The sequence below is a fragment of the Myroides gitamensis genome, assembly GCF_029894455.1.
GTDB lineage: Bacteria > Bacteroidota > Bacteroidia > Flavobacteriales > Flavobacteriaceae > Flavobacterium > Flavobacterium odoratum.
Genome location: NZ_JARYHN010000001.1, coordinates 1,244,963 through 1,257,237, shown reverse-complemented (window position 1 = coordinate 1,257,237; position 12,275 = coordinate 1,244,963). Strand labels below are relative to the sequence as shown.

Annotated in this window: 12 protein-coding genes; 6 read left to right on the top strand and 6 right to left on the bottom strand. The window is 34.3% G+C overall.

Features of this window, described 5'->3' with window-relative positions:
- Positions 1-27: 27 nt before the first annotated feature.
- From M2306_RS05375 to M2306_RS05365, 3 genes are all read right to left on the bottom strand, one after another.
- Positions 28-354, bottom strand: a complete 327-nt coding sequence (locus M2306_RS05375) for a hypothetical protein (RefSeq protein WP_002992485.1) — start codon at positions 352-354, stop codon at positions 28-30.
- A gap of 245 nt (positions 355-599) precedes the next feature.
- On the bottom strand, positions 600-2,000 hold the full coding sequence (locus M2306_RS05370; protein ID WP_259188650.1) for a phosphatase PAP2 family protein: 1,401 nt from the start codon (positions 1,998-2,000) through the stop codon (positions 600-602).
- Positions 2,001-2,165: 165 nt separating this feature from the next.
- Complete coding sequence (locus tag M2306_RS05365; protein ID WP_259188651.1) at positions 2,166-2,459, bottom strand: hypothetical protein; 294 nt, start codon at positions 2,457-2,459, stop codon at positions 2,166-2,168.
- A 371-nt stretch (positions 2,460-2,830) separates the two neighbouring features.
- Between M2306_RS05365 and M2306_RS05360 the strand changes: the two genes are divergently transcribed.
- Positions 2,831-3,286 (top strand): GNAT family N-acetyltransferase, encoded by a 456-nt coding sequence (locus tag M2306_RS05360; protein ID WP_259188652.1) that lies wholly within the window; start codon positions 2,831-2,833, stop codon positions 3,284-3,286.
- A gap of 128 nt (positions 3,287-3,414) precedes the next feature.
- Positions 3,415-4,029 (top strand): Vat family streptogramin A O-acetyltransferase, encoded by a 615-nt coding sequence (locus M2306_RS05355; RefSeq protein ID WP_259188654.1) that lies wholly within the window; start codon positions 3,415-3,417, stop codon positions 4,027-4,029.
- A 200-nt stretch (positions 4,030-4,229) separates the two neighbouring features.
- Here the strand turns inward: M2306_RS05355 and M2306_RS05350 are convergent, their stop codons facing one another.
- The 3 genes from M2306_RS05350 to M2306_RS05340 form a co-directional block, all read right to left on the bottom strand.
- On the bottom strand, positions 4,230-4,553 hold the full coding sequence (locus M2306_RS05350; RefSeq protein WP_259188655.1) for a hypothetical protein: 324 nt from the start codon (positions 4,551-4,553) through the stop codon (positions 4,230-4,232).
- 263 nt (positions 4,554-4,816) lie between these two features.
- The gene (locus M2306_RS05345) at positions 4,817-5,143 is read right to left on the bottom strand and encodes a hypothetical protein (RefSeq protein WP_259188656.1); all 327 of its coding nucleotides are present in this window, start codon (positions 5,141-5,143) and stop codon (positions 4,817-4,819) included.
- A 296-nt stretch (positions 5,144-5,439) separates the two neighbouring features.
- Positions 5,440-5,589 carry a DUF5808 domain-containing protein gene (locus M2306_RS05340; RefSeq protein WP_498882913.1) on the bottom strand — a complete coding sequence of 50 codons (150 nt, stop codon included), beginning with the start codon at positions 5,587-5,589 and terminating at the stop codon, positions 5,440-5,442.
- A gap of 658 nt (positions 5,590-6,247) precedes the next feature.
- Between M2306_RS05340 and M2306_RS05335 the strand changes: the two genes are divergently transcribed.
- The 4 genes from M2306_RS05335 to M2306_RS05320 are packed head-to-tail and all read left to right on the top strand — an operon-like array spanning position 6,248 to position 12,272.
- Positions 6,248-8,005, top strand: a complete 1,758-nt coding sequence (locus M2306_RS05335; RefSeq protein WP_259188658.1) for a peroxidase, FMP-type — start codon at positions 6,248-6,250, stop codon at positions 8,003-8,005.
- Entirely contained in the window at positions 7,974-9,032 is a 1,059-nt protein-coding gene (locus M2306_RS05330) for an FAD-dependent oxidoreductase (protein WP_259188659.1), read from the top strand. The genes M2306_RS05335 and M2306_RS05330 overlap by 32 nt, the downstream gene beginning before the upstream one ends.
- A 24-nt stretch (positions 9,033-9,056) precedes the next feature.
- Positions 9,057-10,358 (top strand): hypothetical protein, encoded by a 1,302-nt coding sequence (locus M2306_RS05325; protein WP_259188661.1) that lies wholly within the window; start codon positions 9,057-9,059, stop codon positions 10,356-10,358.
- A 3-nt stretch (positions 10,359-10,361) separates the two neighbouring features.
- Complete coding sequence (locus tag M2306_RS05320; protein ID WP_259188663.1) at positions 10,362-12,272, top strand: thiamine pyrophosphate-binding protein; 1,911 nt, start codon at positions 10,362-10,364, stop codon at positions 12,270-12,272.
- The last annotated feature ends 3 nt before the right edge of the window (positions 12,273-12,275 follow it).

Genomic DNA, 12,275 nt, shown 5'->3' with positions numbered 1-12,275 from the left:
TTGCTTAAAAAAGCAACTTTTTTTTATTTAAGGCATCCACTCTAGAGGATGATTTGGATAATAAGATTTAATACGCACTCCTTCAGGGAATTCACCATGCTCACACCAATATTCTCTTACCATTTTCCCCCAATCAGCAGTAAGAAATTCGCTAAAAAAGGGTGGACATAATTCTAAGGTGTAATTTCCCGGCTTTTGATAATAACAAAAAGCTGATTGTATAGGACTTACTTCATACCCTAATAGATAACACCTAGAAATACCAATAGAAGGCTCTGAATCTAAACGGGATACATCTTGAGCGAATACTCCTATTGATAGCATGAATGCTAATACTAAAAGTAAATTTTTCATAATAAATATTTTAAAATTGATTATCTTAAATATAAAGAATGTCAATCCAGATAAAAACTAAAACACTAGAAATTAACAAAATACATAGTTTAACTACATAAAATTTGATCCATTAGTTTTAGCATTTTGTTCAATAGCATAGAATAAAGTCCTCCCTAAATCATTATCATCAATGAGGTAGGGATTTAAGTTATGCACAATCAACTATCTTTCGATTATTTAAGTCTTACTTACCTAAGTATAACCTAAAAATAGGCCGTTAATCTTATTCCTGTTGCTACATAATGCAGATCTGCTTTTGTAGCACTAGGTTTGGCACTTGGACCATTTAACAACGGATTTTCTGGTGTATAACGTACCATAGGTTTGGTACTAGAGTAATCAATATACAAGGACAATCCCAATTGATCAGTTATATTATATGTAAAAGCGGTACCTGCTGACCACCGAAACGAACTGTGTGGTTTATAAGAACTCACAGTCATATTATCTTGAATACTAGCGGGTAAAAAAAGATTTGTATCCCTTTGTTTCGCTTCAATTTTTCCAATGGCTCCAAAAGAATAGCCTGCTGTAGCTTTAAGCATTAGATTAAAATCTGAGGAAAAGTGGAAAGCATAATAAGGCCCTACACCCACATTCATAAATCCAAGAGCAGAACTTTGGTAAGTAAGATTGTATTGTTCAAAAGCTTCTGATTGCTCTAGATTTTTAATACTACTCAATGATAGGGGATACCCTGATACTGTAAATTCTCCACCAATCCCCATAGATTTTGTAAAAAAATAAGCCCCTTCGAACCCAGCTTCCCAACCAATTTTAGCTTCGGGTCCATCTTTATGGAATTCAAGTAAATTATTGCTATTAAAACTAGCCCCTAATTTAATCGCCAGGAAAGAAGGATTTTCATTGCCCTCAAATTTGGATAAAATACTGAGATTATCTCCTTGATTTCCATATATTTTATCAATAAAAAAATAAGCTAGATTTGTGGATAAAATACCAAATCCGGCCCCAGCTAAAATATCAGGAGACCAGTGCCTATTATTCATACTGCGACCTACACCTGTCATGATTGCCATTCCATAACCCGAAATGGAATAAGCAGGATTAACCAATCCGTATTCTTTATCTAAAAACGCAGCATTGGTAAACGCTGTTGCCGCATGGCCCGAAGGCCATGAATTAGCTGTACTTCCATCAGGTCGCATGACTTTGGTTGAATATTTTAAGCTGTTTACAAAGATGCCTGTAAATAACATACTTCCAGCATAATTGTACATACTTCGCTTCATGTTATTTCTACCTTTTACTCCAGCTGCTTTCAAACCGAAAGCCAAGGCTCCTGGAGCATATTGGAGGTAATCATCAAACGTATTGGCAAACTCAGGAATATACTTATTTCTCGTCTCGAGAATGTGTTCTCTACTGTTCCAAGTTACAGCAGTAGCCCCAAAGAAAATCGTTGGAACAAAAGTCATTTTAATCGTTTCATTTTTCCAAATTGACTTTGGAAAAATTGAATCGGATACGGTATAAAAGGCATTGTTCTTTTTGTCATCAAAATCAAGCTTTTGCTGATAAGCACTGGCCTGAAACACAGTAAATAAAAGAACTACATGCAACAAAAGTTGTCTTATCCTCATACTAAATTTATTTTATTAAACGTATTCCTATTCTAAATACGCAATCCATACGTTGCTGTAAATAGGATCTTGTGTTGTGAACTTTATAAAATAGATGTACTTAAAATTTATTCGTATTATACGTCTGTTGCTTTTAAAAAGCTATAAGTTATAAATCCGATAAAATTAAAATCCAAGTTGAGGAGGTTGCCAGATAGAAAAATAGATACCTTGAAATATTGGAGTACAATATTGAGGAACAGCACGAATGATTAAATCTAAACGAGTGGCAAAGGGTGTATTAAAAATTGTCACAGTATCTAGTACTGCACAACAATCGCATACACAAAAAGGAGAACACAAATCTAGTTCCATACTAGTTTCACTTTGTTCAGCGATGCTGTTTTCAAGAGTAGAATGAGACACAACATAGCGATCCATACAAGCGTACTGAGATAAGGCTAATGTTAGAACTAGCATAATTAGGGAGGCTATATTTTGTAAAATCTTCACCATACAAATATACTAATAAACCATAAAAAGATAGGATTTATCTATTTTATTACCACTATTTGCACTATTGTTGCATTTGTTACAAACAATGTGCGATTTATTATTACATAGGCTTCTAAGAAAGGAAAATGCAAGAACCTCAAAAAATTAGGCCAAGTTGATTGGCGAATTACCCATGTCTAGTGATAGCGGTCCCCCCTTATTTCGTATCAATCTCTGCTATGAATTAATTGCTTATAGAAGATGCTAAAGGCAATTCGTCATTTATATAATTTGCAAGTGAAATAGAGCAGAAAGATATTTCTATTTTTGTTCTAATGATTTAAAAAAAATCTAATATGGCAATTGAATTAAGAAAGATTACAAAAGACAATTTCTTTGAAGTCGGGCTGTTGACTACTAATGCTAGTGGGATGCCTACCTTCGATGAAGAATATATTTGTGCGAATACAGTTTCAATAGCAGAATCTAAATTTTATCCTGAACTTTTACCTCAAGGGATCTACCTAGATAATCAGCCTATTGGTTTTATAATGTCAGGGCCTTATGAAAATGATAATTATAATTATTGGATTCTTAGATTTATGATTGATTATAAGTTTCAGGGAAAAGGATATGGTAAGCAATCATTTTTAGCGTTTATTGAACAAATGAGAAATAAAAAGGTGGTGAATCAGATTTTTTTAGGATTACATGAAAGTAATAAAGCTGCAATAACATTGTATGAATCATGTGGGTTCAGATTTACTGGAGTTGAAAAAGATAATGAATTGGTTTATACTTTAACTTTGTAAGTGTCCTTTGACACTTGACCAAAGGCACCAACACGATACAAGACAACCGTTGATACTACGGTGAAAGCATACGCCTGTACACGAACAGTTACTCGTTAATAGGAGACATTTAAAAATAAAACAGAATTATGAATATACCAGATTGTAATGATACCTTTCCTTTAGCGCCTTATAATCGATTGTGTTTTTTAAAAAACATCATAAAGAATCCAAATATCATCGTAGGGGATTATACCTATTATGACGATTTCGAAAGCGTAGAAAACTTTGAGAAAAATGTAAAGTATCACTTTGATTTTATTGGCGATAAGTTGATCATTGGTAAATTCTGTATGCTAGCCTCGGGTCTAACTTTTATCATGAATGGCGCTAATCATAAGATGGATGGTATTACGGCTTATCCGTTTAATATTTTTGGCAAAGATTGGAAAAAAGTGGAACCTACCTTGGCGGAGTTGCCTTATAAAGGCGATACTGTAATTGGCAATGATGTATGGATCGGAACGAATGTAACAATTATGCCCGGCGTACATATAGGAGATGGAGCTATTATTGCTGCTAATGCTACAGTTGTTAAGGATGTAGCTCCTTATAGCGTAGTGGGCGGTAACCCTGCAAAGGAATTAAAAAAGCGATTTTCTGAAGAAAAAATACAAGAATTACTAGAAATGCAGTGGTGGAACTGGGATATAGAAAAGATAACAAATAAGCTAAGCTATTTAACCGAGAAGATGACGGAGTAATTCTTAGTTGAATTATACACTAATTCTTTTTGTCTAGGTATAAAATTAGAGGAAGTAATGTGGAAGTAATCCGAAAGAGTCGACTGTGTATAATAATGCGGAAGCCTATGTTCCAACAATGAGTGCCGTTGCAGCTTTTGGAGATGATAATACACCGTTTTAAAAAAAGCATCCTTAACTAATTAAGAATGCTTTACAATTTACAATCGTACCCCTCCAGGGTATGGAGTGGTTTTATAATCTACTCTAAGTACTCTTACATAATCTGGAAATTTATTGTATTCACAAATATATTCTTGAATCATTTCCTTTATAACATCTCGAGGTAAAGATTCTTTAAGACATATCTCTAAAACGTATTCTCCTGGAAGGGTGTATACATTACCTTGTCTTATGTGACATTCTGGTATGAAATTGGGCATTTGTTCACATAATATCAAATCGGGATCTCTTGGGTATGTTTGATTCTGAGCAAAAGCTCCAATTGATAACATAAAAGCTACTACTAAAAGTAAATTTTTCATAATAAATATTTTTAATTGGTTATTCTAAATGTATAGAATGTTAATGGCTATTAAAAATAAAACCTTGATAATTAACAAAGTATGCAGTTTCACTGTATTGAACGAGACCAAAAACTCCTGTATTTATATCAAACCATTTGTGTTGTAGCACAACTGGTAATTCGGAAGCTTATGTTCCTATAGTGAGTGCTGCTGAAGCTTTTAGAGATGATGATAGACCGTTTTAAAAAAGCATCCTAAAAATTTAGAATGCTTTTTAAAGTTTAATTATTTATTAATATTGATTCTGCCTTTTCATAAAGTAGATCAGGATTAAAAGCATGAACTTTTACGTAATCAGGAAAGAAACCATTCTCACATATGAATTTCTGAATTCTAGCTTCCCAAAGAGGGGTAGAATCAGACATGGATACACCACAAACTTTTAGTATATAACTTCCTTTTATGGTAGGTGATGAAAAGTTACATTCAGGAACAAATCCAGCAATAAAGACACATAGTTGTCCTGGATTTGTAGGTGGCCCAATAGGTGTCTGAGCAAATGCTCCCATTGATAGCATAAATGCTAATCCTAATAAAAAAATTTTCATAATAAATATTTAAAAATTGGTTGTTCTAAATGTATAGAAAGTTAATATCTATTAAAAATAAAATCTTAATACTTAACAAAGTATACAGTTTTACTGTATTGAACGAAATCAAAAACTCCTGTATTTATATCAAACCATTTGTGATTATTGCACAAAATGAATTAAAAGCAAAACTTCATGGAAGGACAGAGAAGGGCCTAACACAAAAATGATGTTCTTGAGTTATATAAGGAAAAGTTTAAAAGACATCACATGGAACTAGTCCTAGTTTAAGCGCTATAATTAATTGAGAAATTTTACTGAGAAGTTACAAGGACTGTGATTAGTAAAATCAAAACAACCACAAATAAAATAGACCAAGGATTGGCAAAATTAATTGTGATACCCATACTAGCTATTCGTTTCGGTACGATTAGTCGTTGATCTTTGGTGTTAAAATAAAACATGCCCCATTTCCAATTAGAGGGGTCGTTAAAATTTGAGTTATTCATCTTGTTTGTTTCTATTACTGTATTTCATCTAACTTATCCATGTAGGCTAAATTTAATACTTTATTTTCAAATATTGGGTTTACTAAGTGAATGGAGAATATTTGTTTGCTAGAAATAGCATTGTTATAAGATAAGCATTGTCTGTATAAATGAATAGCTATAAAATCCATTAAATTAATACGTCAGTAAAAATGCCATAAAAGCTTTAAAATAGGTTTTTATGGCATTTTTTATGCTTCTACGCTATACAGAAGGAAAGAATGCGGATTTAATCAATTAGTATTAGTAGTAGCAAACTTTAAGGCTAGGAGGAGATTCACTTTTTTTTGGCTCAAAATCCATTGAGAAATTATTACAAAACGCCTATACAATGGGTTCAATTTTGATTTAATAATAAAATAACAAAATATAAATATTTACTAAGCTTTTGTGTTTTAATTTTTAATATACTTTGTCTTTTTGCATAAATTAAAATTAATCATCATCTGTAAATATAATTTTAAAATCATATTTTGTTAAATTTAATTTACATTAAAAATAAATGGAGATCAGAAACCATTCAAAAACGAGGCGTAAACCGAAAAGCCAAACGAGTAGGATATGGAATTAGAATATGTTAAAATCAAATTTAGGTTTTAGTCAAGAACCAAAGGGGTTGTCTAAAGAAAATGGAGATATTCAGAAAGAGCCTAATATTCAGGAAAACTCTTCTCTTAATCTAAAGGAAATTGAACAAAGCGAAAAAGATATTCTTGAAAAATTTATGCAAGGTTTCAGTACAGTTACTATTGATCAGCCTTTTCAAATTTTTACGGAGGAGATTTTAAAAAGCAAAGAGACAAAAGTAGAATATGGAATTTTAGAATTGTTGCAAGGTGATTGGTATAGCTATATTGAAGATCAGTCACAACGAGTGAGCAATGAGAAAAAAGGCAAGTTTAAGAGCAATATTGGTTCTGGGATTCACACCACGATTATGCCTTCTCCTGGTACAACACAAAACAATATTCCGGGGAAATTTTCTTTTGAATGTGAAGAATATATTGAGCAATTATCTTTCGATTTAGTACCTGGAGGTGTTCGAAACAGAGGAGGGGCAAATGAACAGTTTTGTGGAGCGGTGAAGTATGAACAAGCAATAAAAAGTATAAACACAAAAGATGAAAAAAAAGTGTTTGCTGGAATTCACGAAGAAAATGGAATGTATTTATGGTTATCTGATTTATATAAGAATCCTGCGACAACAGACTCGATTAAAAAAGACAGAGGGGTTCACAATTGGGATAATGAAAAAGGAATCAAAGAATTGGTAGAGAGATTGTATCCCTCTAAACCTAATGAAGAGGAATTTACCAATTTTAAATCCATTATACAACGACATCCATTTTTAGATGTTTCGCTTTATAACCTTGGTACAATAAGAGAACCACACTATGTAACTGAATTACCAAATGATCCAAGCAGTGTTATAAGCGTTGTCCCCCAAAAAGAGCTTCAACCTGGTGAAGGAATAAACCGACCAACATTTGTACCTGATTATTCTATTTCTCGCAGCGGAGTAATTCCACATGGAAGCACCATTACGTTACTTGGGGACTTAAAACGCGAAAGCGGTAGTTTTTTAATCAAGGGCGAACCGATGTTTGTCAATCCCGCAATAGGAACCTGGGATTATAATCATCTTGCTGTTTCTCCAACAATGGGAGGTGGTACAAGTCCAAGTGATCAATCAAGGCCTTTTGATTTATACAATCCTCCTAGTTTACCCTTTACAGCTGTTGAAGATTTAACTATTGAAAACGACAATGGAGAAAATTTAGTTTATTCACAACAACTCTTTCTTCACCATTTATATCCATACGCTGTCAGACCTGATTTGAGACTACGAGATACGGTCAAGAATCAAAACGTAAAAAACCACATTAAGATTGAGATGTTTTCACACAAGGCGGAAGGCGCTCAAGGTGGGGTTATTAATATTCCTTTCGTCAATCGGTTTGTTCCTGCAGTCTCTATGAAAATGGATATGTGGTTGGAAACCATTGTCGAAAAAGATCCGGAGACCCATGAGTTTAAAGAAGTTTTGCAGTTGCAATATGAGCAAATTGTATTCTTTGAATTTGGCTTTGGCGATGGTGGAGGAACGACTAGCTGGCCACATATTCAAGTTAATACATTGAGACAATTTAAGGATTTAAATTGCTATTCGAAAGCATTGGCCAAGGAGCAGTTTATCGTACCAGCTTTGGAAGCAGCCAAACAAAAAATTAAAGCAAATACGGACCTAAATGCTACCGACCTAACGAAATGTCCGTTTATCATTCTAAAAACCAATAATCATGGCACATTACAGTATAAACAACATAGATAGAGAATTCGATTCATTACAAGATTTAATTACATCTACCCCAGAAAGAGATCTCCCAATATTTATAAGCAAAACAGTACTAAAGGATTCTTATGATGTCCTCATTGTAGGAGGAGGAATAGCGGGTTTATACGCAGCATATAAAATTTTAAAAAGCAAAAAAGATGCGAATGAAAAAATACAGATTCTGATTCTGGAGCAGTCGAAGCGAACAGGTGGAAGATTAGATACCGATTTGTTTATTATGAATGATAACGTGCTAAAAGAAGAAGAAGGGGGAATGCGTTTCACATTTGAAGATATGCCTCAGTTGCTAAATCTGCTTGTTGAGTTAGGTTTAACTGATGATATCGTTCCATTTCCGATGCACTTAGATGATAATAATCGCATGTTCTACAGAGGAAAAACATTCAGTCGCAGAGAGAGTAAACACAACAACTACAAAATTTGGCGCGATTTATACGAACTAAAGAATGGGGAAAAAGGAATAAATCCAACTGAAATTATTCCGAAATACGTTTATACCAAAATTATTAACAGCACACACGACGATCAAGTTTTTGCCGACGAAAATACAGTTGCTAGGCAAGTATTAGATCGTTTAAACACAGCGCATAAAAAATATTTGAGTGGCGCAGCGTATGATAAAACAATCGTACTAAGTCAGAAGGAAATACAAGCCATTTATGGAGATCATGCAGAAAGTACAACCAAGCATATTGAAGTTTCAGCTCCTGGAATTTGGCAGTTTTTCCGTTTAGCATTTAAATGGAAGGGAATAGGATTAAATAAATGGACGTTGTGGGCTTTATTGGCTGATATGGGCTACTCAAATGAGTGTATCCAGATGATGGCAAAAGTATCTGGTTTTAATGGTACGTATTTCTCAACCATGAATGCTGGAGAAGCATTTCAACTCTTGATGGAGTTTCCGACGGAACCAGATTTTAAGTCTTTACGTTACGGTTTTAGTCAATTGACAAATGTCTTAATTGATAGAATAAGCGAGTTAAACACAGACCATTGCTAAGTAGATATTGCCTTGAATACAAAAGTGTTAGAAATAAAAGAAAATAACCGAATTTGCATTAAAGCTCCAAACCTTGAGGATGTACTAGATGAAATACAAAGAATAGTTAGTAGAATAATTAAGAATTATCATGAGGTTGATGCAATAAACAAGGAAATTACAGCATTCAAACGCTTAAATAATCTAGAGCTGGATACTTGTATTGTTTTTCTCGAACGTATTTACAAACCTATTGGCGAGTATGATCCGAGGTATGCAACCAAAATAGTTGCAATACTAAATGCATATAAGAATTTAAAAAACGAAGAACTATATAAAGCAATTCAAGCTTCTACTACAATATTAGCTCTTCCTAGGGTTGCTATAGAAAAGCTAATCAATGCATGTCATTTCCCTATTGAAAATGAAAAAAAACTTTGGGAAACCTTAGAATCTACAACGAATCAACCCTTAGCAAAAATCAATTTATACTATCCACATGCTTGGTGGAATGGTGAATATACACCTAACGCAGACATAACTTTTGGCGCTAACTTTACGGATTTACCTTTAGGGAGTGTATATCCTTTTTATTCAGACGATGCCAAGAATAATAAAATTGCAGGAAATCTTCAACTCCTACGCGTTAAGTTAGCTGAAGAAGAGAAGCAAGAAACTAAACCAGAAGACCTAGCGAACTTACAGCACTTGGAAAACCAGCTGAAAGAAAGCATGAAAACGGTTTATACTAAACCAGCAGCACTTACCATTTATTGTGACTATCAAAACATTAACTTCTGGCAAGGGTTTGCAAAAATAGCAAATGAAGATAATTGGTACCCACAAAGTGACAGCATCAGACAAATTGTTGAGCTGAACCGAAAGGTTCCTTTAGAGAGTCAGACAGATCTTATCAAACCAGAGTATATTACCCCCGCTTCAAAACAAATGGTTGCCGCAATTACAGACTATTTTCAACTGCTATTTCAAACTAATAGGATACCAAAACCTCTAGCGACAAGTGTGCGAATCTGGGAAGGATCTCAATCGTTAAAAACAGATGCTTATGGTGATTTTGGCTATGGTGTCCACCAATGGGGAGTAGGCACAAATGACGAGGAAGTGATACAAAAGATGGTTAAACCTTTTGAGGACTTACCAATTTATACCTGTGGGGAAGCCTATTCTGATTTTCAAGGGTGGGTTGAAGGATCCCTGCGATCTACAAATTTAGTTTTGGAAAAGTTGGGAATACGATCAACATTAGACGGAGGTAAAGACTATTCAAATGAGGAGGAACTCCTTGTGTTTGTTAGAGCAACGTATCTTAAAAATTTAAATGTATAAACGATGACAATGACGATTGCAGAATACCTAATTGCTCGTATGGAGCAGGTTGGCATTAAACAGATGTTTGGGGTAGCAGGAAATTACACCGCACCATTACTCAATATACTAGGTGAAAAAGGGAGTAGAATTCAAGTAATTAGAAATACAAATGAGCAAGTGGCAGGATTTGCTGCAGATGGTTATGCGCGATTAAAAGGGGCTAGTGCAGTGTACGTGACCTACAGTGTTGGAGCTTTTAGTGCAATCAATGCAATTGCTGGTTCGTATACAGAAAAAGTACCTATTCTACTAATTAATGGTGCGCCAACCAATAAAGAATATAGCATTGAAAGAAATGCTGGACTTACCTATGCGCATACCACTGGTGATATGGTACCGGATATTGAAATGTATCGAAATATTACAGTTGCAGCTGAGCGAATTATCAATGCTAGACAAGCTCCTTTTCAAATTGATTCTGCTTTAACCGCAATGATTACCTATAACCGCCCAGTTTATTTGGAGATAACAGAAGATGTTTGGCGAAAAGAAATTGAGGTCGAAATCGATAAATTACCTAAACTTACCTCTGGTAAAGGGGACTATATTACAAAAAGTAATAGAGAAGAAGCGATTGAAGCCATTTTTAAAAACCTCAATATGCACAAAAAAATGATTTTCTGGGCTGGAATAGAATTACAACGGTATAATTTGACCGCTGAATTTGAGTTGATGTTGAAGGTAATCAATGAAGGAAGAGCATTGAAAAATCAAGAGCCAATAAAATTTATTACAACTCCTTTGAGCAAGTCTGTATTGAGCGAAGAACATTCTTTTTTTGAAGATAATGGATGTGTGACCTTGAATAAATCGAAAGTAGAACATTTTCTTGGAGATGATGGATGTCTGCTCGGTTTTGGCGCTTGGACCATCGGAAAAGATAATGGAAATCAGAATATTAGAAGTAACCAAACCATACTTGCTTCTCACAACGGACTTTGGGTTGGAGCGCTTTTTTTTCCGCTAATAGATTTACGCGAGCTTATCATTGAATTTACAAAAGCATTCTTAAAAAATCTATTAATAACTGAGAATAACCAGCTTAAACATATTCTTTCGTTATTTAACGATCAATTCAAAAAGGTATTTGGTATCGATATTGCTCACTTAACGAATGAACATACCACCGCGGGATCCTGGCTTTCAAATGGAAGAAATCCAATCCTTGAGTTAGAGCCATTAGCTTTAAATTTATCAAATTTATTGGAAGGAAAGCAAGACACAGCATTGGGATATGATTCCTTTTTTGAAACGATTCAGCCATTTATTCAGGACAAACCCTTAGTAGTGGATGCCGGTTTTCCACTTATCGGTGCACAATCATTACAAATTCATCAGCCCTCACACTTTATTGCACAAGCTTCTTGGTTGTCTATTGGATATTCTGTAGGTGCCTTAACAGGTGTTGCCATGGCTTATTCGGACAAACGCTGTGTGTGTATCGTCGGAGATGGAGCATTTCAAGAAACTTGCCAAGCGATATCCGATCAAATTACACTCGGACAAAAGAATGTGATTTTTGTCCTTGTCAATGGAATATATGGAATAGAACAAGAAATTGTAGATCCATTGCCATTTATCGATTCAAAAGATAAATTTCATGATTACAATATTCTACCCAAGTGGAATTATGTCAAATTCAATGAGTCATTAGGTGGACAAGGAATACGCGTCGACACACTTGAAGAATTAGAAAAGGCACTTGTGCATATTGAACATCATCCAACTCAGCACTATTTAGTGGAAGTACATATTCCTAGTACAGATGTACCAAAGGCAACACGATTGAAATTTAAAAATCGCGATAAAAACAAGCTATCTGGTGAAGATGAAATTACAAATATAAACTGGCCTCCAATTGGAGTGTATTAAGTA

Excerpts from the sequence above, each read along its gene's own strand:
- M2306_RS05345 (WP_259188656.1), bottom strand. The coding sequence starts at position 5,143 with ATGAAAATTTTTTTATTAGGATTAGCATTTATGCTATCAATGGGAGCA.
- M2306_RS05375 (WP_002992485.1), bottom strand. The coding sequence starts at position 354 with ATGAAAAATTTACTTTTAGTATTAGCATTCATGCTATCAATAGGAGTA.
- M2306_RS05360 (WP_259188652.1), top strand. The coding sequence starts at position 2,831 with ATGGCAATTGAATTAAGAAAGATTACAAAAGACAATTTCTTTGAAGTC.
- M2306_RS05335 (WP_259188658.1), top strand. The coding sequence starts at position 6,248 with ATGTTAAAATCAAATTTAGGTTTTAGTCAAGAACCAAAGGGGTTGTCT.
- M2306_RS05350 (WP_259188655.1), bottom strand. The coding sequence starts at position 4,553 with ATGAAAAATTTACTTTTAGTAGTAGCTTTTATGTTATCAATTGGAGCT.
- M2306_RS05320 (WP_259188663.1), top strand. The coding sequence starts at position 10,362 with ATGACAATGACGATTGCAGAATACCTAATTGCTCGTATGGAGCAGGTT.
- M2306_RS05355 (WP_259188654.1), top strand. The coding sequence starts at position 3,415 with ATGAATATACCAGATTGTAATGATACCTTTCCTTTAGCGCCTTATAAT.
- M2306_RS05365 (WP_259188651.1), bottom strand. The coding sequence starts at position 2,459 with ATGCTAGTTCTAACATTAGCCTTATCTCAGTACGCTTGTATGGATCGC.
- M2306_RS05330 (WP_259188659.1), top strand. The coding sequence starts at position 7,974 with ATGGCACATTACAGTATAAACAACATAGATAGAGAATTCGATTCATTA.
- M2306_RS05370 (WP_259188650.1), bottom strand. The coding sequence starts at position 2,000 with ATGAGGATAAGACAACTTTTGTTGCATGTAGTTCTTTTATTTACTGTG.
- M2306_RS05340 (WP_498882913.1), bottom strand. The coding sequence starts at position 5,589 with ATGTTTTATTTTAACACCAAAGATCAACGACTAATCGTACCGAAACGA.